This is a genomic window from Maridesulfovibrio sp. FT414 (assembly GCF_050916235.1).
Taxonomy (GTDB): Bacteria; Desulfobacterota; Desulfovibrionia; order Desulfovibrionales; family Desulfovibrionaceae; genus Maridesulfovibrio.
Genome location: NZ_CP104854.1, coordinates 2914253 through 2939568, shown reverse-complemented (window position 1 = coordinate 2939568; position 25316 = coordinate 2914253). Strand labels below are relative to the sequence as shown.

Annotated in this window: 23 protein-coding genes and 2 tRNA genes; 16 read left to right on the top strand and 9 right to left on the bottom strand. The window is 52.4% G+C overall.

The window, feature by feature from the left end; translation table 11 throughout:
- Positions 1–108 precede the first annotated feature (108 nt).
- The 4 genes from N7E73_RS13065 to N7E73_RS13050 all read left to right on the top strand — a co-directional run bounded on the left by N7E73_RS13065 (position 109) and on the right by N7E73_RS13050 (position 3726).
- Positions 109–426: a DUF3302 domain-containing protein gene (locus tag N7E73_RS13065; RefSeq protein WP_432735283.1), complete on the top strand. Its 318-nt coding sequence runs from the start codon at positions 109–111 to the stop codon at positions 424–426.
- A gap of 2 nt (positions 427–428) precedes the next feature.
- On the top strand, positions 429–1382 hold the full coding sequence (locus tag N7E73_RS13060) for an HlyD family secretion protein (RefSeq protein WP_432735281.1): 954 nt from the start codon (positions 429–431) through the stop codon (positions 1380–1382).
- Positions 1383–1396: 14 nt separating this feature from the next.
- Complete coding sequence (locus N7E73_RS13055) at positions 1397–2758, top strand: TolC family protein (protein WP_432735279.1); 1362 nt, start codon at positions 1397–1399, stop codon at positions 2756–2758.
- Between the two features lie 203 nt (positions 2759–2961).
- Entirely contained in the window at positions 2962–3726 is a 765-nt protein-coding gene (locus tag N7E73_RS13050; RefSeq protein WP_432735278.1) for a substrate-binding periplasmic protein, read from the top strand.
- Positions 3727–3751: 25 nt separating this feature from the next.
- On the opposite strand, the gene N7E73_RS13045 is transcribed toward N7E73_RS13050, so the two are convergent.
- Genes N7E73_RS13045 through N7E73_RS13030 form a run of 4 tightly spaced genes read right to left on the bottom strand, consistent with a single transcriptional unit; the run spans position 3752 to position 8395 of the window.
- The gene (locus tag N7E73_RS13045; RefSeq protein ID WP_432735276.1) at positions 3752–5431 is read right to left on the bottom strand and encodes an ABC transporter permease; all 1680 of its coding nucleotides are present in this window, start codon (positions 5429–5431) and stop codon (positions 3752–3754) included.
- 13 nt (positions 5432–5444) lie between these two features.
- Positions 5445–6488 carry an ABC transporter ATP-binding protein gene (locus N7E73_RS13040; RefSeq protein WP_432735274.1) on the bottom strand — a complete coding sequence of 348 codons (1044 nt, stop codon included), beginning with the start codon at positions 6486–6488 and terminating at the stop codon, positions 5445–5447.
- Between the two features lie 11 nt (positions 6489–6499).
- Positions 6500–7546: an extracellular solute-binding protein gene (locus N7E73_RS13035; protein ID WP_432735272.1), complete on the bottom strand. Its 1047-nt coding sequence runs from the start codon at positions 7544–7546 to the stop codon at positions 6500–6502.
- 42 nt (positions 7547–7588) lie between these two features.
- Positions 7589–8395 carry a protein phosphatase 2C domain-containing protein gene (locus tag N7E73_RS13030; protein ID WP_432735270.1) on the bottom strand — a complete coding sequence of 269 codons (807 nt, stop codon included), beginning with the start codon at positions 8393–8395 and terminating at the stop codon, positions 7589–7591.
- Between the two features lie 284 nt (positions 8396–8679).
- Between N7E73_RS13030 and N7E73_RS13025 the strand changes: the two genes are divergently transcribed.
- The gene (locus N7E73_RS13025) at positions 8680–9843 is read left to right on the top strand and encodes a flagellin (RefSeq protein ID WP_432735268.1); all 1164 of its coding nucleotides are present in this window, start codon (positions 8680–8682) and stop codon (positions 9841–9843) included.
- Positions 9844–10104: 261 nt separating this feature from the next.
- The gene (locus N7E73_RS13020) at positions 10105–10875 is read left to right on the top strand and encodes a hypothetical protein (protein WP_432735266.1); all 771 of its coding nucleotides are present in this window, start codon (positions 10105–10107) and stop codon (positions 10873–10875) included.
- Here N7E73_RS13020 and N7E73_RS13015 read toward each other — a convergent pair.
- Entirely contained in the window at positions 10853–11197 is a 345-nt protein-coding gene (locus N7E73_RS13015) for a helix-turn-helix transcriptional regulator (protein WP_432735264.1), read from the bottom strand. The genes N7E73_RS13020 and N7E73_RS13015 overlap by 23 nt on opposite strands.
- Before the next feature lie 164 nt (positions 11198–11361).
- On the opposite strand from N7E73_RS13015, the gene N7E73_RS13010 reads away from it, so the two are divergent.
- From N7E73_RS13010 to N7E73_RS13000, 3 genes are all read left to right on the top strand, one after another.
- The gene (locus N7E73_RS13010; RefSeq protein ID WP_432735262.1) at positions 11362–11583 is read left to right on the top strand and encodes a hypothetical protein; all 222 of its coding nucleotides are present in this window, start codon (positions 11362–11364) and stop codon (positions 11581–11583) included.
- A gap of 178 nt (positions 11584–11761) precedes the next feature.
- Complete coding sequence (locus N7E73_RS13005) at positions 11762–12955, top strand: putative sulfate/molybdate transporter (protein ID WP_432735259.1); 1194 nt, start codon at positions 11762–11764, stop codon at positions 12953–12955.
- Positions 12956–13053: 98 nt separating this feature from the next.
- Positions 13054–13902, top strand: a complete 849-nt coding sequence (locus tag N7E73_RS13000; protein WP_432735257.1) for a uridine kinase — start codon at positions 13054–13056, stop codon at positions 13900–13902.
- Positions 13903–14056: 154 nt separating this feature from the next.
- Here the strand turns inward: N7E73_RS13000 and N7E73_RS12995 are convergent, their stop codons facing one another.
- Entirely contained in the window at positions 14057–14533 is a 477-nt protein-coding gene (locus N7E73_RS12995) for an iron-sulfur cluster-binding protein (protein ID WP_432735255.1), read from the bottom strand.
- Positions 14526–15506: a 4Fe-4S dicluster domain-containing protein gene (locus N7E73_RS12990; protein WP_432735253.1), complete on the bottom strand. Its 981-nt coding sequence runs from the start codon at positions 15504–15506 to the stop codon at positions 14526–14528. Before N7E73_RS12990 ends, N7E73_RS12995 begins: the two co-directional genes overlap by 8 nt.
- Before the next feature lie 250 nt (positions 15507–15756).
- Between N7E73_RS12990 and N7E73_RS12985 the strand changes: the two genes are divergently transcribed.
- The 4 genes from N7E73_RS12985 to N7E73_RS12970 all read left to right on the top strand — a co-directional run bounded on the left by N7E73_RS12985 (position 15757) and on the right by N7E73_RS12970 (position 19312).
- A complete protein-coding gene (locus N7E73_RS12985) occupies positions 15757–17139 on the top strand; it encodes a sigma-54 interaction domain-containing protein (RefSeq protein WP_432735251.1) in 1383 nt (460 codons plus the stop codon).
- A gap of 409 nt (positions 17140–17548) precedes the next feature.
- Positions 17549–18838, top strand: a complete 1290-nt coding sequence (locus N7E73_RS12980; RefSeq protein WP_432735249.1) for a citrate synthase — start codon at positions 17549–17551, stop codon at positions 18836–18838.
- A gap of 172 nt (positions 18839–19010) precedes the next feature.
- Positions 19011–19097 (top strand) — tRNA-Leu (locus N7E73_RS12975).
- Between the two features lie 128 nt (positions 19098–19225).
- Positions 19226–19312 (top strand) — tRNA-Leu (locus N7E73_RS12970).
- Between the two features lie 138 nt (positions 19313–19450).
- Here the strand turns inward: N7E73_RS12970 and N7E73_RS12965 are convergent.
- The gene (locus N7E73_RS12965; protein ID WP_432735247.1) at positions 19451–20626 is read right to left on the bottom strand and encodes an ISL3 family transposase; all 1176 of its coding nucleotides are present in this window, start codon (positions 20624–20626) and stop codon (positions 19451–19453) included.
- A gap of 493 nt (positions 20627–21119) precedes the next feature.
- Here N7E73_RS12965 and N7E73_RS12960 point away from each other — a divergent pair, with 493 nt between their 5' ends.
- The 3 genes from N7E73_RS12960 to N7E73_RS12950 all read left to right on the top strand — a co-directional run bounded on the left by N7E73_RS12960 (position 21120) and on the right by N7E73_RS12950 (position 23315).
- Positions 21120–21806 (top strand): Crp/Fnr family transcriptional regulator, encoded by a 687-nt coding sequence (locus tag N7E73_RS12960; RefSeq protein WP_432735245.1) that lies wholly within the window; start codon positions 21120–21122, stop codon positions 21804–21806.
- Positions 21807–22156: 350 nt separating this feature from the next.
- On the top strand, positions 22157–22477 hold the full coding sequence (locus tag N7E73_RS12955; protein WP_432735243.1) for a DUF190 domain-containing protein: 321 nt from the start codon (positions 22157–22159) through the stop codon (positions 22475–22477).
- 124 nt (positions 22478–22601) lie between these two features.
- The gene (locus N7E73_RS12950) at positions 22602–23315 is read left to right on the top strand and encodes a DUF554 domain-containing protein (protein WP_432735241.1); all 714 of its coding nucleotides are present in this window, start codon (positions 22602–22604) and stop codon (positions 23313–23315) included.
- 134 nt (positions 23316–23449) lie between these two features.
- Here N7E73_RS12950 and asnB read toward each other — a convergent pair whose 3' ends face one another.
- Complete coding sequence (gene asnB / locus N7E73_RS12945; RefSeq protein ID WP_432735239.1) at positions 23450–25315, bottom strand: asparagine synthase (glutamine-hydrolyzing); 1866 nt, start codon at positions 25313–25315, stop codon at positions 23450–23452.
- Position 25316: the final 1 nt, after the last annotated feature.

Genomic DNA, 25316 nt, shown 5'->3' with positions numbered 1-25316 from the left:
ATCAATAAAAATGGTCATGAAAAGCAATACCCGACATCCTGTGCCGGACCTGTGCCTTTCAGCCGGAATTCAAGCCGTTGAAAAAAACAACCGAGAAAAGGAGCTTCCATGATTGAAACCGATTCGCGCATTCTGGATTACATCGGGGCGTTCATGCTCATTTTCGTCTTTCTGGTCATTGTGTACGGGATAATCTACATCCATGACATTCCCTACAACATTGCAAAAAAACGCAACCATCCGCATCAGGACGCAATTCACGCTGCCGGATGGGTCAGCCTTTTCACCCTGCACGCCATCTGGCCCTTTCTGTGGATCTGGGCGATGATCCACAAACCGGACATCCCCTCGGACGACGAATTCGTGGGACAGGGGCAGCAGACGGAGCCTGCGGCTGACTTAGAACCGGACAGCAGGGAGGCATAATCGTGGATATACTCATTGAACTGACATATGCGGCAATTGTCTTCGTAGCCTTCAAGGTGTTCAAGATTCCGGTAACCAAATGGACTGTAACCACCGCGGTTGTGGGCGGCATATTTGTGGTGGGCGGTATATTCCTGTGCATGGCCTATTATCACCCCTACACCCCCGAAGCACGCATCTACTTCCAGACAACACCGATAGTTCCGCAGGTGCACGGCAAAACCATCGCTGTACACGTGCAGCCGAATACCCCGCTCAAGGCCGGGGACAGACTTTTCACCATTGACCCGACACCCTTTCAGGCCAAGGTTGACGATCTTACCGCCCGCCTCAATCTGGCTGAACGCCGGCTAAAGGAGTCGCAGACACTGGCAAAGGCCTCTGCCGGAAGCCGCTATGATGTCGAGCAGTACCAGCAGGAAGTCGGAAGCCTGAAGTCCGAGCTTGAGAAGGCCAGATTCGACCTGAACTCCACCACAGTTTTAGCCCCCACTGACGGATGGGTCACCCAACTGCGGCTCAGGCCGGGCATGATGGCCGTACCACTGCCGCTGCGCCCGGTAATGACCTTTGTCCACGCCGAATCTCCCATGCTGGTGGCGGCCTTCAAGCAGAATCCGCTCCAGAACATCAAACCGGGATTCAAGAGCGAGGTTATCTTCCCGGCCATACCGGGCAGGGCCTTCAAGGGAGTGGTAACCAAAGTTCAGGCCGCCCTTGCCGAAGGACAGCTCCAGCCATCTGGTGACCTTCTCAGTGTCAGCACCGAAGTTCCAGAAGGCAGGGTTCCGGTATTCATCAGCGTCACGGATGATATGTCAGCCTTCAACCTGCCGCTGGGCAGCGCGGCCGCCGCCAGCGTCTACAGCGACAGGATGGAACCGCTGGCCCTCATCCGGCAGGTGCTGCTGCGCATGGTCAGCTGGCGCAACATCATCTGCTTCGAAGCCATTTAAATCCGGAGAACCGAATGAGTAACAGACTTAAAATATTGTTCATTGCTTTGAGCGCAGTTTTGGTTCTAAGCGGATGCAAACGGGAATACACAACAGCTGAAACCACGGCTTCAATCAACGGGACAAAAACATCTGAACCCGGTCAATGGGCAGTTGGAGCAGCGGACAGCGGGCAGGTCCGGGACGGCTGGATCAAGGATTTCAATGATCCCATGCTGGACAGCCTTGTTGCCGAAGCCATGAAAAACAATCCGGACCTTCAGGCCGCAGCAGCCCGCGTTGATCGGGCCAATGCTCTGGCCAGACAGGCAGGGGCCGAGCTTTCACCCACCGTAAGCCTCGGCGGACAGCTTTCAGGCTATACCGCAGGTGAATCCCGTCCGCAGGGAGCCGGACTCGGCATATCATGGGAAGCGGACGTATGGGGACGCCTGAGCCTTGGTCAACAGTCTGCGGAAGCATCTGCCAAGGCTGTGGCCGCTGATTACGAATTCGCCCGCCAGTCGCTGGCAGCATCCACTGCACGGGGCTGGTTCCTGCTTTGCGAAACCGACAGACAACTTGAATTCCTGAAAAGCATCGTCAAGATACTTGAAGAGATGTACCGCATCGAACAGAAAAAGCAGGAAGTAGGAAAAGTATCCGCCATGGAGGTAAGCCAGGTTCACGCCCAGCTTGCCGAGGCACAGGAAGCCGCAACCAAGGCCGACACGGCCCGGCAGGAAGCGGCCAGAAGCCTTGAGGTCCTCATAGGAGGCTACCCTGCAGACAACATGACCGGCGCAGACCGTCTTGTTGCCGCCCCGCCGCCCATTCCTGCCGGCCAGCCCTCGGAAATCCTTGACCGCAGGCCCGACATAATCGCCGCAGAAGACCGGGTGGCGGCAGCATTCTACGCTGAAAAGGGAGCTGAACTGCTGCACCTGCCCCGCTTCACCATAAATGCCGGGGCCGGAATTTCAGGACTCGGCGATGCCATCGCCGGACTTACAGCCGGGATGTTCGCCCCGCTTTACACCGGTGGAGCAATCGAAGGCCAGATAGAACAGGCAACAGCGGAACAGAAAGAGGCCGTCGCAAATTACGCATCCGCTGCCCTGAATGCCTTCAAGGAAGTTGAAAACGCCCTGAGCAGCGAAACCCTGCTCAGGGAACGCGAGAACTTCCTGACCCAGGCAGCAGAAGACAACCGCAGGACTTACGAGCTGTCACAAGTCCAATATAAGGTCGGAAAAATAGATATGTTCGAAATGCTCTCGCACCAAACCCGCTGGATAGGTTCGGAGATGTCTCTCCTTAACATCAAGAGGGAACGTCTGGACAACAGGACAAACCTGCATCTGGCCCTTGGCGGCAGTTTTGAGGAAACAAAATAAACTAACTCACCCAGCCGAACTCAACTACAGCCCCGTAAAGAAACTACTATCTCTTGCGGGGCTGCTTTTTTCATACTGCTAAAAACAACCGGGACAGATAATCAACAATGTGGAAAGATTCATTAAATACTTTCAGTTTGACACTCAAAAACAAAATGCCGTATATTATCGTATCATTATAACCTCATCATCCGGAGCTCCACATGCCCCGCAGACTCACTCTGCTGGCACTGACCGTCCTGCTGCTGCTCGTATCGTACGGTTATTCCGCCGCCCAGGAAGTAATCATCCCGATCAACCATTTCCCGCCATGGAAAATAACTGACGGCGACAGGATTGATGGAATCAACATAATCCTGACCCGGAAGCTGCTGGATAAAGTGGATTTGACCCCCGAATTCGTAGCCCGGCCTTGGAACCGGGGCCTGTCCATGATGAAAAAGGGTCAGGCGGACATGATGAATGGCATACTCAAACGTCCTGAACGTGAAGAGTATATGATATATATCGATCCGCCCTACAAATCATACAGCACAAAAGCCTTCTATGTGCTCAAGGGCAGATCTTTGCTCATCAGGAAGTATGAGGACCTCAAGGGCCTCAGTATTGGAACAACTCTGGGTAGTAAATTTTTTCACCGATTCGACGAAGATACCAGCCTGATAAAGGATGCCGTAAAAGACAACGTGCTGAATATAAAGAAACTGCTGGTTGGACGCATAGACACGTTCATCGCCACAGAAACCGTGGCGGATTACATGATAAAACAGCAGGGAGCGCAGGATCAGATCGAGAAGGCCGAGTTCATATACTCCTCACCCAATCCGGTCTATTTCACCGTATCCAGAAAGTCTCCGCTGGCAGAAAAGGTGCCGGAACTTTCCGCAGCCCTCAGGGAGCTGGTTGAGTCAGGCGAGGTAGACACCATAATCAAGGAATTCATCAACACCCCGCCCCCGCTGCATTAACCACAGGGCAACGGGCACCCACAAATCAGCACAGCGGCTTCCTGAACCTTCCGATAAGCAGGCTCAGCAGCACAGTCAGGGCAATCAACAGGGTTCCATAGGCCATGGCAAGACCAATGTCGTATTCAAAAACAGCATTGACCATGGCGATGGACACAGGCTTGTTGCCCACGGTGTAAAGAAACGCCGAAACAGCATACTCCCCTATACTGCGCACAAAGACCAGCATGAACGCCGCAAGAAGTCCGGGATACAGAATGGGAATCACCACTTTCCTGAATGTTACTGAACCGGTTGCCCCAAGGCTTCTGGAGGCGTCAATTATGCAGTCGTTCAAATCCTGTATGGAGATCTGCAGTGTCTTGGCTGCAACCGGAAGGGAACGGATGAAATACCCGATAGGCAGCAGAAAATAGGTTCCGACCAGAACGGTGTTGAATGTCAGAATGGACGGCCGCGAAGCCGCATTGATGAGGTTGATTGAAATTGCCGCCCCCGGCATGGCCAGCGGAAGCATCACCATAATATCCAGCAGCCACCGGAAGCGCAGTCTGGTTTTCTCCATCAGCCACGAAGACGGCAGAGCCACTCCAAGACAAAGACCGGATGCAACAAGGGACATGACGATGCTGTTTACAAACGGTTCATAGACCCTGCGCCGGGAAAACACGGCCGCAAAATTGTCCAGCGTAAACCGCTCCGGAAAAATACTGACCATCCAGGAACCGGAATCAACAAATGAAAGCATAATGATGGCCGCAAACGGAAGCAGAATGAAAAAGACCGTCGTCCCGGTCAGCAGCAGGACAGCTCCCCGGTAGAACGGGTTGGCTATACAGACCGGCTGCATCGGGACTCCGCGCACAGCGGATGCATTGATACTCCGGCGCTCATACAAGCGGAGCAGGAAGAAGAACAGCATCGAAACAAGGGTGAGGATCACCACCTGTACTGCGGCGAGCCCCATGTAGTTGTTGGCCTTGGCAAGCAGTATTCTGGTGGTAAGAACCTTATAGCCGCCACCGAGGATGCTGGGGGCGGTAAAAGAGCCGATGCCGGTCATGAATGTTACTGCGGAGGATGTGATCAGGGCCGGGGCAATCAGCGGAACTATTACCGTAAAAAACACCCGTGTCTTTGAAGCCCCAAGACAGCGTGCGCTTTCAACAACTCCCCAGTCGAGCTGCTTTATGGCAAGGGAAACCGTTAGATAGAAATACACGTACTGGGTGTAGGCATGGACAAACAGAATCCCGGAAAGGCCGGAAAATTCGTAGGGAGCGGAGCTTAGCCCCAGGAGCATCTCGATTCCCTTGGTCACCATTCCGCTCTCACCGTAAAGCTGGACAAAAGCAAAAACAATAATGATCCCGGGCATCATCATCGGCAGCAGAAGCAGCTTATCCACCACTCCGCGGAAGGGGAAACGGAAAAAATTTACGAAAAACGCCAGCCCGGTCCCCACAATCCCGCAGCAGACAACAGTCAGAAGACCGAGAACTACGGAATTCTCCAGAACCTCCATCCCGGACGGGGAACCGAAAAACTCCCTGAACCATTTAAGGGAAAAAACACCCTGATCGGTAAGGCTGACCTCAAGTGAAGTAAGGGCCGGGTAAAGAATAAAACCCGCCAGAATCCATACGAGGATGGTAATCCCAAGGACTGCCGTTATCCGTGTGCCGGTGATAGAGCCTGATGCCATGTCCCTGCCACGGTCAGCTTTGCAGCATTTTTACGGCCTTATGGTCAAAGGCCAGAAAAACATGGTCGCCGGTATCAAACACGTCCCGGGAAAAGCTGTTCAGCCCCGCCACCCTGAAGCAGGCCTCGCCTACCCGGACCGCATAATTGATCCAGACTCCGTTGTGCTGGACATCCTCCACTACACCGGACAGGTGATCCTGCAAGGCCGGACGTTCATTGGACAGGACGATATCCTGCGGCCTGATGGAGACGAATCCTGCCCCGTATCTGCTGCCGGGAAAAGTTTCTCCCCGCTCTGAATCGTTCGCAACCAGCCTTTCAAGAAATTCGGCCTTAAGAAGGTTGGTCTCGCCCACAAAACCGGCCACAAATGAACTGGCCGGATCAGAATAAACCTGACGCGGAGTACCGACCTGTGCAACCCTGCCCCGTTCGAAGACAGCTATGCGGTCCGAGAGGGTCAACGCTTCGGTCTGGTCGTGGGTGACAAAAACAGTGGTAATGCCCAGCCGCTTCTGCAGGGAACGGATTTCGGAACGCATCTTTTCCCGGAGGCGGGCGTCCAGATTGCTCAGCGGTTCATCAAGCAGCAGAACCTGCGGCTCCACCGCCAGCGAACGGGCCAGCGCCACCCGCTGCTGCTCCCCGCCGGAAAGTTCGGAGACACGCCGGTCCCCGTAATCAGCCAGCCCGACCATTTCCATATAACGGTCAGTAGTGGAACGGATTTCCGCAGCGGACCTGCCGCCAATGCCCAGACCGTAGGCTATGTTTCCGTACACGCTCAGATGCGGAAAAAGGGCATAGTTCTGAAAAACCATACCCACCTTGCGCTTTTCAGGCGCAAGGTGGGTTATATCTTTTCCGTCAATGAGGATTGTACCCTCATCAGGATTCAGGAATCCGGCAATAAGGCGCAGTATGGTTGTTTTCCCGCACCCGGAAGGTCCAAGAAAGGTAAAGAATTCACCGCTCTCAATGTTCAGGTTTATTTTTGAACAGGCGGCAGCTTCACCAAAGGACTTGCCGATATCATGCAGGACAACAGACGCCATACCTGCCCCGACTACTTCCCGTCCTTGGAGGAATCCTTGATCTCGGAATCCCACTTCTGCATCCAGGCGGACTGCACGGAAGACAGTGCGCCCCAATCAACATCCATAGCCTTGAACTTGACTTCGGACATCCATGCAGGACAATCCTTGAGGGCTTCAGGCAGTGTGGGCATGCGGTTGAATTTCTTAGCGAGCATGGCCTGTACCTTGGCACTTCCTGCGAATTCGAGGAAGGCCTTTCCGGCCGCGGGATGCTTTGCACCCTTGATCAGGGCGATGCAGTCAGTGATAACCGGGGAACCGCTGGCTGCGTCTACAGTCTCAAGGGGCATCTTGTTCTTGACTCTGTTATCCACAACATCGTTGAGCACGGAAAAACTGATGGCTGCTTCCTTTCTGCCGATGGCCTGGAAAAGCAGGGAGCCGCTGCCGTAGTATCGCTTGGTATTGGCATCCATTCCCTTGAGAAACTCCCAGCCCTTATCAAGCTCACCCTTGCGCTGATACTGCTGCAGCAGCGCGGTATAGGTTGCCCGGGCAGAAGAGGACAGTGCGTTACGGAAAACAAGCAGGTCTTTGTATTCCGGCTTGGCAAGATCGCTCCAGTCTTTGGGAGCCTTATCCCTGGAAAGAATTTCGGTATTGTAGAACATCAGCACCGGGGTCTGAATGGTACCGAACCAGTAATCTTCACTGTCCTTGAAAAGAGGATTGATCCGTCCGGCCCATTCGGGCTTGCAGGGAGCAAAAAGCCCTTCACCCTTGAGTTCCTGATATACGGACGAAGGTGCGCCGTACATGACATCTGCCTGCGGATTGGCTTTTTCGGCACGCACACGGTCTGCCAGCTGACCTTTGAGGTTGATGAAATCAACCCTGACGCCGGTCTCCTTCTCAAAGGCATCGGCCACCATTTCAAGCATGGTCTCGCCGTGTGTGGAATAGACCACCACCTTTTCCTCAAACTCCGCGCCAAATGCGGTGGCATAGCAGCCGACAACAAGAAGCAGGGCACACAGGATTGTTATCAGAAACGCATTACGGTTGCTGAATTTCATTGAATTTACCTCGTTTATTATAAATTGTTTGAACTGGCTGAATCAGAAAGAGATGGATATGGCGGCAATATCGTCGTGAGTCTTGAAACGCGGATAGCGGCAGCAGTTGTGGTCGTCCTGCTCAATGGTACGGATGTAGTCGCGCACTCCGGTAAGTCCGCCCTGCTGGAAAATTTCCGAAAACCGGCTGAAGTCGCAACGGCTTTCCGGGTCACAGCTAGGCAGGAAGAGGCCGTCAGTAAACAGAAGGATGCTGCTTACCCCCTCAAGGGAACGCTGTCCGTGATTAAGGAAGGAAAGAGCTTCCTTTTCTCCGCTGAACACCCCGTAGGAAACGTTCATCTGCCCCCTGACCTTAAGTATCTGGTCACGCAGAACATTCAGGATGGGGCCGCCAGCTTCCTTTGAAACTTCCTGCCACATCTTGAGCGTTTCACAGTCATGGTCGAATCCGCCGCAAAGCAGTTCGTGGGAGCCGTCCTCATTGATGAGCATAACCAGACAGTCCCCAATCTGGACCCATTCAAAGTAGTCCTCTTCAAGGTTGACCACTGCGGCACTGGTGCTCCAGAGAAATTCCTTTTCGGTAAGGTCCACACCACGCTCCTGCATGGCCGTGCAGATGGCGGAATTTGCCTTGTCTGCAAGGCTGAGCAGCGGTTCTTCCCCGGAAGCAAAAACCTGCCCGGCAATGTTCGAGGCAAGATATCCACCTGTGCAGCCCTGCTCGTAAACATCCGGGCTCAGGCTCGTGGCACCATCAAACACACCGAAGCGGCTCCCACGTGCAAAGTAGAAGTCTTCATTCATGACCCCTGTGCCTTTTTCATAGATGGATTCAACCCGCATTGATACTTCCTTCCGGTTTATTTCAATAATGAAAATATGTAGAAGGAGACGCACAGTCAAATCACTAATATTTATCAAACTAAAAACAAATTATTGAACTATTCGATACAAGTAGCACTTTCACAAGATTATATCCTGCCAACCCCAAAATAATGGCCTCCATATTGCAAATATAACCGTGGCGAAAAAACAGGAGAATACGCAACACATAGATTTATTAACACAAAAAAGGAGAAGCAGGCAGACACACTGCAGTAACTGCCTACTTATGCAAGGGTCGGGTCATGGGCATAAGCATCAATCACAACCTCATGGCGGTAAATACCACCAGAAACCTCAGCGAGCACTACGGTGCGCTGAGCGTATCGACAAGACGGCTTTCTTCAGGGCTCAGAATAGGAACAGCAGCGGATGATGCAGCAGGACTTGCAATCAGGGAGCTGATGCGCTCTGACATCACTTCAATACGGCAGGGTCTGCGTAATGCCAGCGACGCCATATCACTTATCCAGACAGCGGATGGAGCACTGCAGGTCATAGACGAAAAACTTATCCGCATGAAGGAACTGGCCACTCAGGCTGCTACCGGAACATATAACTCGGACCAGAGACTGATCATAGATTCCGAATACAAAGCCATGGCCAACGAGATCAATCGCATTGCAAACGCAACTGATTTCAATGGCATACATCTTTTGAACGGAAACCTGTCCGGCACCCACAACGGTAACGGTCTGAACTCAACCGGAGAACTTAAAGTTCATTTCGGGGCTGGAAACGACAGTGCAGAAGACTACTATTACATTCAGATAGGGGTCGTCACCACCAGCGCGCTTGGCATAGGCGGAAATCTCCGCAGCCTTACCACGGCTGAAATTGCCTCGACCAACAACGTCAGCCTGTTTTTTACCACCAACTGGGATACAGGATCAGCATATTATCAGGCGCCGACCCTCAGTGCGGCAGATAAGAGTCTGTTCGCCTACGGATCCGAAGTACGCATCTTCAGGGACAACACAGATCCCAACACGACATATGCAGTAGGCACGGACTCCAATGGAGACCTTCAGGCCATAAAATATACTGCCGGAGCACCTTTCCCCGTTTTCGTCCAGCGGGGAGGACTTACCCTGACCGCTGGAAAACCGGTTGCAATTTCCACCCAGCAGGCAGCACAGCAGGCACTGGAAACACTGAACAAGGCAATCGTTTCCAAGGATAAAATCCGGGCCAATCTTGGTGCAACACAGAACCGGCTGCAAAACACCATCACCAATCTGTCCATTCAGGGCGAAAATCTTCAGGCCGCCGAATCCAGAATATCCGATGTGGATGTTGCGCAGGAAATGACCGAGTTCGTGCGCCGGCAGATACTGACCCAGTCCTCGGTTGCCATGCTCTCGCAGGCCAACAACATGCCGCGCATGGTTATGCAGTTGATCGGGTAGCTGCCGAACCAGCAGGAATGGCATTCCGGGATCGGCAGTAAAATACCGGCTTCCTGTAAAAAAGTTGGGCTGACTCTCAATCGGCTGTTTTAGCACAGCAAATCATAGGTCACGCAACAAATCAGCTTACTTTCCAGCAGAATACGCCCCTGTATTCATTCAATTAAATAGATATGTGCCAATCCGTCAGGAGTGACACGCATGTTGACTAAAGATGCGCATAGTGGAATGTGTTTTTTTCAACATATAAGGAGGAATACCATGCGCGTATTTCTTGGCTTTGATGATACAGACGACAAAGACGCCCCCATGGGCACCGGCAGGCTGGTAAGGGAATTCGTATACGGCCTGGACAGCGACTGTTCTCTTGTAGGAGTTATCCGCCACCAGTTGCCGCGCCTTGATGACATCCCCTTCACTTCCAACAACAGTTCCGCCTGCGCAGTCATCGACATTCCCGACGGCTACGCACTTGAAGAGCTGCGTGACAAGGCTGTTGATCACCTTGTTAAGAATTGTGCTCCAGGCAGTGATCCGGGTTTATGCATTGCGCGGGAAGAAGCTGTCGGCAGCACTCTTGTGCAGTTCGCACAGGCAGTGACCGGACTGAAGGTTACCCAGCAGCAGGCCATGGATGCGGCGCATCCCTTCGAGCTCCTCGGTCTGGGCGGAACAAATGACGGCATAATAGGCGCAGCGGCCGCCGTGGGATTGACAAAATTCGGCTGGTGCGGACGGTTCATTGAATACGGCCGGCTGCGTGACCTTCCTGCAGACCTGCATGTCCACGATCTTAACGAGGCGGGAATTCAAGTGGTCTCAGTCGACCGTGACCCGCTGGTTCCACTGCCAGGTGACGAAGTCCGCAATGCTGGATGGATACGCCCCTCCCTGTGGGCCGGAATTCCTGTGCTGCAGGTGACTATGACTGAACATCACGTCTGGCAACCGGCCCACGGGAAAAGCAAAAAGAAGCTCGGCATGGGACAGGGAAAAAACGGGCACGCCACTACTGCCCCTTATACCGCCTGATAAAACTGTCCAGCGAATCACGCTGGCGTTCCATGTGAATAATCCAGGCCTCAAGAATCTCCATTCCTTCCGCAGTGATGGAATAGATCCTCTTTGCAGGTCCGTCTCCCTGTGCGTCCCACACGGAACGGACCAGTCCCTCTTCGTCCATCTGGCGCAAATGCCGGTAGATCATACCCGGCGGCACATCACCGCGCAGGAATCCGAAATCTCCTATGGTCTGGATCAACTGGTAGCCATATGACGGACCATCCTTCAATGCCATCAGCAATGACGGCTGTACATATCTCTGGGGCTTTCCCCCTCCTACCTTCTGCGACATTTTTTTCTCCTGCATAACCTGCCAGATTATTTGTTTTTCAAAAGCTCATACCCCTTTCAAACAATATAATCATCATAGTGCTTCTTGACTATATATCCTTAAAGAATATATATCTAGTGTAAACCAATATCCCTTTAGGCACAACTGACCGCAAGGAGGACATTATGAAGATTTTTGTAAGAGAAAGAGTTAAGGCAACCGATGGCGACCGCAGACCCAAGTATCGTGTTGTAGGTGTTCAGGGCGGCGACCTTACCATCAAGGTTAAGCGCATCCGCAAGTGCGAACTCAAGCAGATCGCCGAACAGACCGGTTACGAAATCGTTTATCTTGAAAGGGACGGCAAGGGCGGAGAAGGCAAGCGCACTCAGCCTGTAGAAGCCTAGTCACTTTGATTGAACAGATGCCGGGCAATTCGGTAAAAGGAAAAAAGATCCGGTGGTCCATCCATCCTGCTCAGGTTTTCATAGCGTTGCATAAACAGGGATGCTATTCATAGGCCAAACTGTAAGTTGAATCATACTCGCTCATATTGTGAATTTCTATAGCTGCGGAGAAAGGTTGATGCGTATCAGTTTCAGCAGGATGGAATGGGCCGGGTCGGTGGGAGACCTGGGAGCCCTTTTGCCCTTGGCGTTCGCCTTGATAATGATTAACGGACTGTCCGCCACAGGACTTTTTCTTGTGGTGGGCATTTTTTATATCGCAGGCGGATTTTACTACCGTGTTCCCATAGCGGTACAACCCATGAAGGTTATTTCGGCCTATGCCATTGCCCAGGCCCTGAGCGCTCAGGTCATCACGGCTTCAGGTTTCATGGTTGCCGGGCTGCTGCTGTTTCTCGGACTCAGCGGAATAGTCGGCAAGGCGGCAAAGCTGATTCCCCTGCCGGTAATCCGGGGGGTACAGCTTTCAACTGGTGTTCTCCTGATTCTCAAAGGAGTATATCTCGCCCTTGGAACCAGCGGACTGCAGAAGATACACGGCTCGGCAGAGCCTTTTCTGGCCCTGCAAAAGATCGGACCGATCCCCATGAGCCTTATTTTCGCGCTCATTTTCGGCGCCGTAACCATTTTCCTATACAACAACAAACGTTATCCGGCCGGGCTGGTGGTTGTCGGCTGCGGAGCAGCACTGGGAGTTCTGCTGGGAGCGTGGAAAGGGCTGGCGGAGCTTGATTTCGGATTCCACCTTCCGCAACTGCTGCCCTTCGGCTTTCCCACAGGCGCTGATTTCTCGTTTGCACTGCTGGCCCTTGTACTGCCGCAGGTTCCCATGACTCTCGGCAATGCGGTTATAGCCAACCGAAACCTCAGCTTTGAATACTTCGGAGAAAAAAGCAGACGGGTAACGGATCGGGCACTGTGTACCAGCATGGGCATTGCCAACTTTTTCGCGGCAATATTCGGAGGAATGCCGGTCTGCCACGGAGCAGGAGGTCTTGCCGCCCATTACCGTTTCGGAGCCCGCACCAACGGAGCCAACCTGATCATCGGCTCACTGTTCGTGCTGCTGGCTGTTCTTTTCGGCTCAACATCAGTAAAAGTGCTGCAGCTCATCCCCATGGGAGTGCTCGGTGTACTGCTCATCTTTTCAGGAGCACAACTGGTGCTGACTTACAAGGATATGAAAACCCGCTTGCAACAGGCCACACTTTTGATCATGCTGGGCATAACCCTGCTGAGCAATCTGGCATGGGCCTTCGGTGCAGGAATTCTCTTCTGTGCTGTGACTGGAAGAACTGTAAAACAATCATGAGCGTTCTGCTCTGTTTTGTATTAATATGTGTTAAAACATGATCCGACTGTCAGCTCCGGCTGACATCTGCCACGATTTCTAACCCCGGAGGAAAACACATGGGTAAACTTATCAAGGAAGATGGAGAAAAGGGACGCCTGCATATTGAAACCAGACTGCTCGGCGAATCCCTCGTGGGCAAGAAATGCCTGCGCGACACTGAAGCGGACGAATATTTTCACATGCAGCCGGACGTCAACGTCCTCAAGATCGGCGGCCAGTCCATCATGGACCGCGGCGCAAAAGCACTGCTGCCCATTCTTGACGAGTTGGTCAAAGCCAAGGACGAACACAAGATCCTGCTTATGACCGGCGGCGGAACCCGCGCCCGCCACGTCTATAACATCGGCGTTGATCTTGGTATGCCCACAGGCGTGCTCTCCAAACTCGGCGACAAGGTTTCCTGGCAGAACGCGGAAATGCTCTCCGTACTGCTCGCCAAGCACGGCGGCGTCAAAATCGGACACGGCGATCATCTTGAGCAGCTCAACATGTACTGCCAGCTTGGTTACCTGCCCATCACCACCGGTATTCCGCCCTACGGATTCTTCGAGCATCCGGCTGAAGTGGGCTCCATCCCGCCGCACCGCACCGACTCCGGAGCCTTCCTGCTGGCGGAAAACATCGGCGCCAAATCGGTTATCTTCCTCAAGGACGAAAAGGGCCTCTATGAAGATGATCCCAAAAAAGCAAAGGATCGCGAAGCCCTCAAATTCTACGACAAGATCCACGTTGACGAGCTGATTGCAATGGACCTCGACGATCTCATCGTCGAACGGGCGGTCCTGACGTTCCTCAAGAACGCCAAGACCCTCAGGCAGTTCCAGATCATCGACGTACTGCGCCACCCTGAAGACATTCATGCCGCACTGCGCGGAGAGCATGTCGGAACCATTGTATACAAATAGGGTTGCCCGCTGCTCTTGAGCTGAATTATAATTCAAGGCTCCTCGGGCTTAATTTCAAACATCCGCAATCTTGAAGAAACATATGTTAATATAAAGGCCGTAATATCTTCCGAGATATTACGGCCTTTCAGCATTATCGAACGGTTCGCAGAGGCTAAGCCCTGTATCCTCCGGCAGCCTCATGAACGGGCTGCACATAAGGCAGCCGCCCCTTGAAAAAGGCTGTCATGGCGACAATTCCGAGCAGGATGGCAAAACCAAGATGTGCCCAGTCAAAAAGCATTACGAAATAAGGATCAAACGTCATGCTCGGCAGATTCTTGAGCACGCGCAATCCTCCGGTGACGAACACCATCAGATAAAACAGCGCCCGCCAAAGTCCTGATGTTGTAAGCCTGGACAGGGGCCGGACCTTAACAAGATATTCCGTTACCAGATAAAAAGACAGAAAGAGCAGCACCGCAGCAAACATGTAGTGCAGCTTGTTGGTAAGGTAGAAGTCAGCCAGCCAGCCCAGACCGGGAAGATCCGATATATAATAGCGCTTGAAAATTGGCATCTGGGCCATTCCGGTGAGGGCCATGAAGAACACCGAGACCTTGAAAAGCAGTAAAATAAATCTGTTATTCATTGCCCTTCCTCCCTGCGGATGAAATATAATTTCCCGCCTTGATCAGGGCTGCAGCTATACCGGCAAACGGGGCCACCCCCACGGCATAGGCAAGTTTCTCTTCATCCGCCATGGAGTCTGCAACGGGTCCCAATCCTGGCTTTCCGGGGCCCTTATCCACAGCTTTAGTGAGAACTTCAAACGGGACGGGTGAAAGGTAGATTGTATTTGTTCCTCCGTTTTCCTTTTCCCCGTACATGAACCAGTTATTCTTTTCAGCCAGTTCACGGGCCTTTGCCAGGATCTCACTGCGCGGACCTATGCTCTGTACATTTTCCGGACAGACTTCGATACAGGCCGGCAGCTTTCCGTCAGCAATACGGTTGTAACAGCGGTCACACTTGTACATGACCCCGTTACCGGCAAAATTAGGCAGCAGCCTTAAATATAATCCTACTCCCGTCTGGCGCTGAGGAATGTGCCAGGGGCATACCGCCCGGCACTTGGACCCGCCAAGGCACACATTATCAAAAATCCGCACGATGCCGTTCTTCTGCCTTGCAGCCGCACCCCACGGACAGAGATTGGCACAGGGGGCGTTACGGCAGTGCAGGCAGCGCCGGGGGATATTTATTTCATAGTTTTCGCCGCCATATTCGACTTCTGCGGTCTGTATGTAAAGCCAGTTGTAGGGGGTCAGCCTGTCCTCGACATCGGTCTTGTCCGACCAGTCCTCAACCTTGGCCCTTGTGGTCGGGTACATTTCCGGGAACGGCTTCTTCGGGTCAGGATACTTGGCCCTGTTGGATTCGTGACAGGCGGCCACACATTCTCCGCATCCGACACACCTGGAAAGATCAAGCAAAGTACAAAGTTCCTCATCCTCACCGGAGGCGGCCGCAGCTCCGCCGACAGGTAAAAGCACGGCAGCACTTCCTGCCCCCATTCCCTTTAGAAAATTCCGTCTCGATATTCTGTTCTTTCTCGCTGTCATATTACTCCTGATACCCACTCAGTTTCCGATCATGGTTTGGTTATGTTCTGCTAGAGGAACAAAAGTAGAGCAGAAAACGTGCCTGTTTTAGCTTTAGCACAAAAACACCCCTATATGTGCTGTTTTTCGTGACGTTTAATATTGTTATCCTGACATCAGGCGCATTCCAGCGCACATGTTTATTAGACACTTGTTTAAACATATGATAAAAGTGTTCAAAATTTGAACATAAATTGCAGATAACACCAAAATGACAGAAAATAAAATCAACCTGTACCTGCGGGAAGTAGTCAACACCATGAATGACGGACTCCTGATAGTCCGCCCGGACGGAAGCATCCTGCTGGTCAATGACGCACTGCTGCGCATGACGGGTTTTTCCAAGGAAGACCTGATCAACCAGCCCTGCTCGGTACTAGGCTGCGACGCCTGCCGCATTGTCCGGGAGCAGTCTGCAGGACATTGGTGCGGGATATTTGAAAAAAAGATCAAGAACAGCAAAAACTGCCATATAACCAGAAAAGACGGAAGCTACCTGCATGTAATCAAAAATGCCTCCCTGCTTCAGGATGAAAACGGCAACACACTGGGAGCGGTCGAAACGCTCACCGACATCAGCGAACTTGACCGCAAGGAACTTAAAATACAGGAACTTTCACACAGGATAAGCCAGGGAGACGGCAACTTCTGCGGATTTGTGGGCAATTCACACGCCATGCACAGGGTTTATGAATTGCTGGAGAAAGCGGCCCGCAGCGATGCACCGGTAATTATTTACGGAGAATCAGGCACCGGCAAGGAACTGGCTGCACAGGCCATTCACCAGCTTGGACCGCGCAGTGAAAAACCATTCGTGCAGTTGAACTGCGCGGCACTGAACGAATCCCTGCTCGAAAGTGAACTGTTCGGTCATGTAAAAGGGGCGTTTACCGGTGCCGTCCGACACCGCAAGGGCCGTTTTGAAGAAGCTGCTGACGGCGACCTGTTTCTGGATGAAATCGGCGATGTGCCGCTGCCGATTCAGATCAAACTGCTCCGGGTGCTGGAAACCCGCAGCTTCGAAAGGGTTGGGGAAAACATTCCGTTGTCCATGAACGCACGGCTGATTACCGCTACCAACCAGAATCTGAATCGGCTGGTCGCAGAAAACAAATTTCGGGAGGACTTCTTCTTCCGCATCAACGTGATTCCGGTTTACCTGCCTCCGTTGCGCGAGCGCAAAGAAGACCTGCCGCTGCTGGTGGATCATTTCATACGAAACAACCGGCACCTTGCAGGGAACGAAGGCCCTACGCCGGAAACAATGAAAAGACTCAGCTCCTACAACTGGCCGGGCAATGTCCGGGAACTGAAAAGCACCCTTGAATATGTGGTCGTGGTCAAGGACAAGGGGCCGATCCTTCCCGAGCACCTTCCCCCACATATCGGAGAGACCCAGCCCGTCACATGTCAATGCCAGCCAGAGACACCGCAGTCATACGAGATTACGGATGAAAAGCAGATGCTCATCAAGGCACTGCACCTCGCGGAAGGAAACAAAAGCAGGGCGGCAAAAATCCTCGGAGTCAGCAGGGGAACCATACATAACCGAATGCACAAATATTCCATAAAGTACGGAGTTCAAACTCCATAGATACATGGACCGGCACGCATCACGAATATTATGCAGATCATAAGGCTGTTTTAAAAAGATTATACGCCTTTGAGCCGACTGGACTTTTTTTCTGATTTTGGGTACTAAAGGCAGCAACATCGGGAAATAGCATTCTGCGTCTTTCCCAGCAAATCAGCCGTATAACCTTTTACACTGGCAGCCTCCACCTACGGACAAGGACAGCGCCAGTTCAAAAAGCCACAATTTGCCCGCTTAAATATCCGGAATTCTTCAAGGCATCAGCCCCTTGAACCCGGACCGCAGGATCCCGCATAAAGCGAATCAACGCCATTAGTGCGTCCCAATGACGACACCGGTGCGGTATTTTGCCACAAAACAGGACACATCCATAGCGCGCACAGACCCATTAACCGGAGGTTTATCACAAATGAGTGATCAAAAGACAGCCATTCTATCATACGACGGCAAAGAATATGAACTGCCTGTAATCAAAGGCTCTGAAGGCGAAATAGGCATCGACGTCACCCAACTCCGAGCGCAGAGCGGACTCATTACCTTTGACCCCGGTTACGCCAATACCGGTTCCTGTACCAGCAACATCACCTTTGTTGACGGTGAAAACGGAATTCTCCGCTACCGCGGCTATCCCATCGAAGAGCTTGCCGAACACGGCAACTTTATTGAAACAGCATGGCTGCTCATTTTCGGTGAACTTCCCAAGAAAGAGGACCTGACCCGTTTCAGTGCCCTGCTGACAGCGGAAGAACTCATCCACGAGGACCTGCGCCACCATTTCGAGGGCTTCCCCACCCACAAGAACCAGCCCATGGCCATCCTTTCTGCGGTTATCAACGCGCTTGGCAGCTATCACCCGGACCTCTACGACATCAAAAACAAATCGGAATTTTTCCTTTCCGTGGGTAAGATCATCTCCAAGGTCAGGACCATTGCGGCTTTCTCATACCGCAAGTCCATCGGTCGCTGCTTTGTGTATCCCGACCCGGACCTGAGCTACTGCCACAACTTCCTGCACATGATGTTCTCCATCCCCTACAAGCAGTATGACCCGCCCAAGGAAGCTGTTAACGCACTTTCGCTCATCTTCCAGCTGCACGCAGACCACGAGCAGAACTGCTCCACCTCCACCGTGCGCATGGTCGGATCAACACAGGCCAACATATTCGCTTCCGTGTCTTCCGGTATCTGTGCTCTCTGGGGCAGACTGCACGGCGGAGCCAACGCTGCGGTTATCGAAATGCTCGACCATATCAACAACGGCGATTTCACCATTGATGAGTACATCGAGAAGGTTAAGAAAAAAGAGTGCCGCCTCATGGGCTTCGGGCATCGCATCTACAAGAGCTTCGACCCGCGCGCGAAAATTCTCAAGAAGGCCACTCACGACCTGCTGAACCAGGGATTCAGTGACCACCAGCTCGAAATCGCCATGAAACTGGAAGAACGGGCTCTTTCCGACGATTACTTCATCGAAAGAAAGCTCTACCCCAACGTGGACTTCTATTCCGGCATCATCCTGCGCGCACTGGGCATCCCGGTCGCCATGTTCCCGGTGATGTTCGCCATCGGCCGCATGCCCGGCTGGATCGCCCACTGGTACGAGGATTACACCAACACCAACACCAGAATAAACCGTCCACGTCAGATATATACCGGCGAAACAACCCGCCACTACGTGCCCATTGATTTCAGAAAATAGCTGCCAACATAGATAAATACCTACCGAAACCGCCCGTCCACCGCTGCCCTACCGGCAGTGGTGGACGGGCGGCGAAATTTTATCCTCCCTCTCTTTTTCAGGTTGAACCGGATTTTAACACGAAAAAAAGCTTGCAAAATTTCCGGCATGTCCATATACAGACTTTCGCCGTGCCGAAGTGGTGGAATTGGTAGACACGCTAGGTTCAGGGTCTAGTGGGGGTTCCCCCGTGGAAGTTCGAGTCTTCTCTTCGGCACCATCCTGCAAGCAAGAAAGCCGCAATCATCAAGATTGCGGCTTTTTTCATTTTAAATACCCAGCAGCCGGATTTTTCTGAAAAAAGTTCTTGCCAAACCCCCTCCATATACATATACATGACTTCGCCGTGCCGAAGTGGTGGAATTGGTAGACACGCTAGGTTCAGGGTCTAGTGGGGGTTCCCCCGTGGAAGTTCGAGTCTTCTCTTCGGCACCATATTTCCAGGTGTCACAGCCAACAGGCTGTGACACCTATTTTTTTGCCTAAATCAAAAATTTCAGACAACGGGTCTACACCGAACAAAGGGGCAGAAGCCCGACTGATCAAATTTCCAACCGTTGATTCAAATCTCGACTACCCGCACAAAACCCGCACACGCAGCCGATAGTTTTCAAAGTTTCTAAACCCGTATGCCCGCCTCTGGATAAGCTTCATCTTGCGATGAAATCCTTCGGTTGTTCCGTTGCTTTTGCCGTAGCGAAACATTCGAGCCACTTCCTCTTTCCAACTGTTCAGAGTTCTGCCCAGCGTTCTAAGCGGAGCAAAAGGACTCTGCTGAAGTTGATTGATTTTATCAAGCAATTCGAAAATGTATTTTTTGCAACTACTACCATTTTGTGCCCTGATCCTGAGCAAATCGTTAAGCTCATGGCAGAAATGGTAAATACTTTCGATAGCCGGTTGTACCTCAAAATATTTGGATAAAAGATCTTTCCTTTTATCGGTTAAACGGTCCTGCCGACACAGCATGGCCCGCATAATTCCACCTCGACCATATGAAATATTTTCTTCATCGATCAGCTTGCATGTCTTGGTGAAATGCTGGTTTACCAGCCGAATAACGTGGAAACGATCCGAGACAATTCGAGCATTCGGAAACCAAGTTTTGACCATATGCCGATAAGCAGAATTCATATCGATGCAGACTACTTTTACCTTACTCCGTCCTTTAAGATTCCTGAGAAAAGGGAGTAATTCAGCAGCACTACGGCCCATAGCTATGTCAAAAATCTTGTTGTTTGCAAGGTCGCAAAACGTTGTTGAAAAACCGACTTTACGGGTGAAACGATGTTCATCAATTCCGAGATAACGAGGACATTTCCAGTTGCTGCGTTGCCGGGCTTTCAGGTCGATGACCTGATGATAAAATCGCTCCAAGCTGGAAACGCCGATCCCGTTTTCGCGGGCAATTGTCTTGTTACATGAGCCGTTGTTGTACTGCCGAAAAACTTCGTGTTTAAGCAACTCTGTTGAACGGCTCCACTTCTTGATTCCGTCCATGTGGGTGTTGTAATAGCGACCGCAACCCATGCAGTGATGCTTGTGGCATTTTACTCGCAAAATCGATGCTCGACCGTTATGCGGGATGCTCTTGATGAATCGCTGGAAAGTATCCTTGATACGAAAAGAAGAACTTCTGCATCGCGGGCAAACGGGCTTACCCGTCCATGCTACCTCAAGAATTATAGGAAAATACGAAACCACCTTTTTGATTGCAAAATCGGGAAGACCTATTAAAATCCGATCCATAAATTGACCTCTTTTCTGTGGTAGGAAATTTGGTCATTTATAGGGCATATCGAGTCGGTTCGGTATGCCTTTCTTTTTGTCAGGATTCTTCATCGCCCCTTTCTTTGAGGTAGAGCCCAGACAACTCAACAAACACATATCTGACTGTATTTTTTGAATAAAAACACCCCAAACGAATTCTCCCCCCTGTTTTGTGCGCACAAAAACCATTAAAATTTCCAGACAGATATTAAACTACATGTCTGCCGACGCCCAAAACCTATCCGGATCCTTTCACATAAATGAATTTACCCGCTTCAAAATATCAACAACTGCAAACTAATTATGTATTCTCGTTTCCACTGATCAGGTGGATGTCCTGAATCCATCAGCTTAAAGAGTTGCTGCGAAGAACGCTGAACATCGCGGAAAGCACGGCAGAATCAGCTGGATATTTGCGGCGAACGGCAAACCGCTGCACCATAAATGCAAAATATAAAAACGGGATATGAATATGGCCAATGAAACAGCAATACTGGAAATTCTTAAGCTGGACCTGAATTTAAATCTCGCAGACCACTCAGAACTTAACGAACTTGCTGAAAACGCCCAGCGATTCCATTTCGAAAAAGGGGAATATATTTTCAGCGCCGGAGACAATTCCGCATACTACTATCTTGTGGAGAGCGGCAGGGTCGTTCTGTCCAAAGAATCCCCAACCGGGAAAAACTTCACCTATATGATTGCAGTGAAAGGAGTCCCGCTCAATTCAATTGTCTGTTTCAAATCCCGGCCCCACTTTTTTTCCGCAAGGGTCGCAGAACGCACTACTGTAATTGCCATTCCATGTAACATATTCAGTCAGTGGGTGTTCAACCACCCTGAAGTGGCCATAGGGATTCTCGGCACAATGGGTGACCTTCTGGATGGAGCATACACGCGTCTGCTGGACATTATCGACAAGAGTGCCGAGACGCGGATCATGAACACGCTGGCAATGCTGGCTTCGCGCATCGGCCCGGAACTGCCCCTGACCAATGCCGACATTGCGGAGCTGACCGGGGTTTCCCGGGAAACTGCTGCCCGGGTTATTTCCCATCTCCAGAATGCCGGACTTATTTCAAAATCAAGGGGCAACATCACAATCCTTGACAAAGTACAGTTCAACGAACTTTCCTCCAATCCATTCTTTCTTCTCTAGCTCGGTTGAATCCTCTCAGTGACGCAGATCATTGTTAATAGATCCATGCTGGTATAATTGAAACAGCAAACGGATCAAACGGATTACTCACGCCTTCATTGCGCCGGACATCCGGCCGCTTCGACTGTTTTTCATTCGTTTATACGTTTCAGGCAGAGCGGAGTACCCCCGGCCGAGCTGATCTGCCTGATAATTCCAGAAAAGCGGGCCATTAATGCCCCTATGCCCCCAAGTGACAGCACAAATCCTGTACCGGCATCTGCCGGAAGGGAATTGCATTTTTGAATTCCGGAACTGGGCACACCATTCCGGCCACCGCGATTACTGCACAAATGACGGAGCACCAGTAAATGCAAAAAGGATATTCTGTAACTTTCTTCACCCAGCGCAATCGCACCCACGAAGAAATCCCCTTAGCCAGATGGATAATCGAAGAAGCCAGAAAAATAGGCGTCGGCGGAGCAACTTTGTTTTCCGGCAAGGAAGGCTTCGGACACGACGGACAGTTTCATTCCGAAAACTACTTTGACCTCGAAGACCAGCCCCTCCAGGTCACCATCGCTCTCACGCCAGCTGAATACGAAGCCCTGATGGCCCGCATCGAGGAAAACCGCCTCCGCGTGTTTTATACGAAGTCGGAAGTCGAATTCGGTTTCACCGCAGAACGCTGAAGACTTGCCACCCATGAAACAGACTCATCCGTAATCCTTCCGGCAGATCCGGACGGCTGCGCTGCAGCACTGTTTTCCATAAAGAATGTGGTCCGCCCCGTAGTCGGCCACAAGAGGAATAAATATGATTGGACCTTATGTTAACGGAGCATGTCTGCTGGCCGGAAGTATTTCCGGCGCGCTGATCGGCCCGAAGCTCAACCCCAACATCCGCATGCAGATGCCAATGGTTTTCGGCTGCGCTTCCATGGGCCTCGGCGTGGCTATGATCGTCAAGGTAAAGTTCCTTGCACCGGTTGTACTTGCTCTCGTGCTGGGATCGCTTTTCGGCGAACTCGTACAGTTGGAAAGGATAATCCAGAAAGCCGCCGGACACGCCAAAGCGTGGGTGGAGAAAATAGTACCCCCGACCGACACGATGAACCAGCATGAATTTCTGGAAAAGTTCGTCGCACTTCTTGTTCTGTTCTGTGTCAGCGGAACAGGAATTTACGGCTCCATGAGCGAGGGGATGACCGGAGACCCGACCCTGCTCATTGTCAAATCCATCCTGGACCTATTCACCGCAGCCATATTCGCTTCAACCATGGGATATTCGCTGGGGCTGCTGGTGGTACCGCAATTTACTGTCCAGTCCCTGCTTTACCTTGCATCAGCGCTGATCCTTCCTCTGACGACACCTGATATGCTGGCTGACTTCTCCGCATGCGGCGGTCTCATCATGCTGGCTACCGGCTTTCGTATCTGCGGGATAAAACAGTTTCCCGTTGCCAGCATGATTCCGGCCCTGCTTATTGTCATGCCCATGTCGTGGGCGTGGTCCATACTTATGCCTTAAAATAAAGTTCCCGCCGGGAACACATCATACATTCGGAGGGGTGAGTCACTGCCTTTATTGAAAATGAGTGCTTACCAATGGATGAACTCTCTTTGTTACCCCGAACATTGATCCATCCGTAAAGAGACAGTGACTTACTCCATCCCCTCAAAGCAGCAGCCCAGCATCATCAGGGCGAAAAGCTGACGGGAGCAGTCCCGCTCACCGCTCTGGTGTCGGTCCCAGATCAGCTGCACACCCCGGCGTTCAATGGCTGAAAGATATTTCGCACCGTTGCCCAGCAGCACGCTGTGCAGGTAATCCTTCCAGTCTGTCCGGGCCAATGTGCCGAAGGGTATCTTGAACCCCTTCTTCGGGCGGTTCACGATTTCTGAAGGCAGGTAGCGCAGGGCCATCTCCTTATGAACAACCTTGCGCCGCCCAAGCCGCACCCGATATTCAAGCGGCAGGGAATTCACAAATTTCATAAGCTGCAGATCAAGCATGGGAACGCGGGCCTCAAGAGCCACGGCCATGGTTATCTTGTCGCCGTAAAGCAGCAGGTCGTCGGGCAGGTTCATGCGCGTATCAACCCGCATCATCCTCTCGGTCGACTCCATGGCAAGCCCGCGCAGGGACTCCAGCCAGTAGCGGATTCCGGCTACAGCCTGTCCGCTGTCGCGACTTCCGGTCAGCAGCTTCCGTTCGTCAGCAGTGAACAAAGCCCGGGCCTCACAGAACCGTTCGGCCTCATCGGCTATGCCGACCATGTGCATACCCCGGTAGACAGCGTCAGGCAGGCGGGGGATACGGTCAACCAGCCCGGAAAGACCGCCCACCAGCGAGGGAAAGGGAATCCTGCCACGCAGCAGCTCGGCCTGATAAAGAAGATACCCGCCCCAGGGTTCATCACTGCCCTGCCCGGTAAGCACCACGGTAACATCCCGCCGCGCCAGAGCGGAAAGATGCCACATGGCCAGCATGGAAGTAGTCCCCAGCGGCTCCTCCACCGACTTCGCCACATCCTGCACGCAATCGAGCAGGTCCCCGGCTCCCAGCCGGACATATTCATGTCTCATACCCAGCACGGCGGCAGTATGGGCCGCATCATCAATCTCGCATTCGGAAACGCCCTTCTCAAAACCAACAGTAAAACCGGCCAGCCCCGGCTTGTGCCGCACCGCCATGGCCGCCACAAGAGCCGAATCAATGCCGCCGGAAAGAAGCACACCGACAGGCACATCGGAGAGCAACTGGCTCTGCACCGCCTGTTCCAGCCTGTCGCGGTACTCGTCGCAGGCCTCGGCAAGGCTTCCTGCAAACACGTCCTTCTGTTCCGTGATGTAACTGGAAATTTCCCTGCTGCCCCCGGCAAGATCATATGTAAGCACATGCCCGGGACGCAGCCTCTGCACACCCTTGAAAACAGTGGCCGGCGAAGGCACAAAGCGCAGGGTCAGGTAAGTCTGCAGGGCCTGCATATCCGGTTCGGGAACCAGACCGCTCAATGCCAGCAGGGCCTTTATCTCCGAAGCAAAACACAGCGGCCCGTGTTCGGTATAATATACGGGTTTGATGCCGTAAGGATCGCGCACGATATGCAGCCGCCCCTCCACGGTATCGAGCGCGGCAAAGGCGAACATGCCGTCGAGCTTCTCCACGGTCCGCCTCAGGCCGAATGCGGCAAGGGACTCCACCAGAGTCTCGGTGTCGGAAGTTCCCCGGAACGGCCCGGCGAGATTCGCGCGAATGGAAATATGGTTGTAGATCTCGCCGTTGAAGGTCACCAGCCAGCGGCGGTCGCGGCTGAACATGGGCTGGGCCCCGGCCGGAGACAGATCAAGAATGGAAAGCCGAGTATGCCCGAACTCGACCGCATGACCGGCGACATTGACAGATTCCACGCCGCGCCCGTCAGGACCGCGATGGCCTATAAGGTCGATGGCCCCGGAAACCGCGAGCCCTTCCGACCCGTCAGGTTTTACGCTTCCCGGATGCACTATCCCGATAATTCCGCACATA

What these genes read in the sequence shown, in the direction of transcription:
- N7E73_RS13065 (WP_432735283.1), top strand. Translation starts at nt 109, where the DNA reads ATGATTGAAACCGATTCGCGCATTCTGGATTACATCGGGGCGTTCATG.
- N7E73_RS13055 (WP_432735279.1), top strand. Translation starts at nt 1,397, where the DNA reads ATGAGTAACAGACTTAAAATATTGTTCATTGCTTTGAGCGCAGTTTTG.
- N7E73_RS13050 (WP_432735278.1), top strand. Translation starts at nt 2,962, where the DNA reads ATGCCCCGCAGACTCACTCTGCTGGCACTGACCGTCCTGCTGCTGCTC.
- N7E73_RS13045 (WP_432735276.1), bottom strand. Translation starts at nt 5,431, where the DNA reads ATGGCATCAGGCTCTATCACCGGCACACGGATAACGGCAGTCCTTGGG.
- N7E73_RS13040 (WP_432735274.1), bottom strand. Translation starts at nt 6,488, where the DNA reads ATGGCGTCTGTTGTCCTGCATGATATCGGCAAGTCCTTTGGTGAAGCT.
- N7E73_RS13035 (WP_432735272.1), bottom strand. Translation starts at nt 7,546, where the DNA reads ATGAAATTCAGCAACCGTAATGCGTTTCTGATAACAATCCTGTGTGCC.
- N7E73_RS13030 (WP_432735270.1), bottom strand. Translation starts at nt 8,395, where the DNA reads ATGCGGGTTGAATCCATCTATGAAAAAGGCACAGGGGTCATGAATGAA.
- N7E73_RS13025 (WP_432735268.1), top strand. Translation starts at nt 8,680, where the DNA reads ATGGGCATAAGCATCAATCACAACCTCATGGCGGTAAATACCACCAGA.
- N7E73_RS13020 (WP_432735266.1), top strand. Translation starts at nt 10,105, where the DNA reads ATGCGCGTATTTCTTGGCTTTGATGATACAGACGACAAAGACGCCCCC.
- N7E73_RS13015 (WP_432735264.1), bottom strand. Translation starts at nt 11,197, where the DNA reads ATGTCGCAGAAGGTAGGAGGGGGAAAGCCCCAGAGATATGTACAGCCG.
- N7E73_RS13010 (WP_432735262.1), top strand. Translation starts at nt 11,362, where the DNA reads ATGAAGATTTTTGTAAGAGAAAGAGTTAAGGCAACCGATGGCGACCGC.
- N7E73_RS13005 (WP_432735259.1), top strand. Translation starts at nt 11,762, where the DNA reads ATGCGTATCAGTTTCAGCAGGATGGAATGGGCCGGGTCGGTGGGAGAC.
- N7E73_RS13000 (WP_432735257.1), top strand. Translation starts at nt 13,054, where the DNA reads ATGGGTAAACTTATCAAGGAAGATGGAGAAAAGGGACGCCTGCATATT.
- N7E73_RS12995 (WP_432735255.1), bottom strand. Translation starts at nt 14,533, where the DNA reads ATGAATAACAGATTTATTTTACTGCTTTTCAAGGTCTCGGTGTTCTTC.
- N7E73_RS12990 (WP_432735253.1), bottom strand. Translation starts at nt 15,506, where the DNA reads ATGACAGCGAGAAAGAACAGAATATCGAGACGGAATTTTCTAAAGGGA.
- N7E73_RS12985 (WP_432735251.1), top strand. Translation starts at nt 15,757, where the DNA reads ATGACAGAAAATAAAATCAACCTGTACCTGCGGGAAGTAGTCAACACC.
- N7E73_RS12980 (WP_432735249.1), top strand. Translation starts at nt 17,549, where the DNA reads ATGAGTGATCAAAAGACAGCCATTCTATCATACGACGGCAAAGAATAT.
- N7E73_RS12965 (WP_432735247.1), bottom strand. Translation starts at nt 20,626, where the DNA reads ATGGATCGGATTTTAATAGGTCTTCCCGATTTTGCAATCAAAAAGGTG.
- N7E73_RS12960 (WP_432735245.1), top strand. Translation starts at nt 21,120, where the DNA reads ATGGCCAATGAAACAGCAATACTGGAAATTCTTAAGCTGGACCTGAAT.
- N7E73_RS12955 (WP_432735243.1), top strand. Translation starts at nt 22,157, where the DNA reads ATGCAAAAAGGATATTCTGTAACTTTCTTCACCCAGCGCAATCGCACC.
- N7E73_RS12950 (WP_432735241.1), top strand. Translation starts at nt 22,602, where the DNA reads ATGATTGGACCTTATGTTAACGGAGCATGTCTGCTGGCCGGAAGTATT.
- asnB (WP_432735239.1), bottom strand. Translation starts at nt 25,315, where the DNA reads ATGTGCGGAATTATCGGGATAGTGCATCCGGGAAGCGTAAAACCTGAC.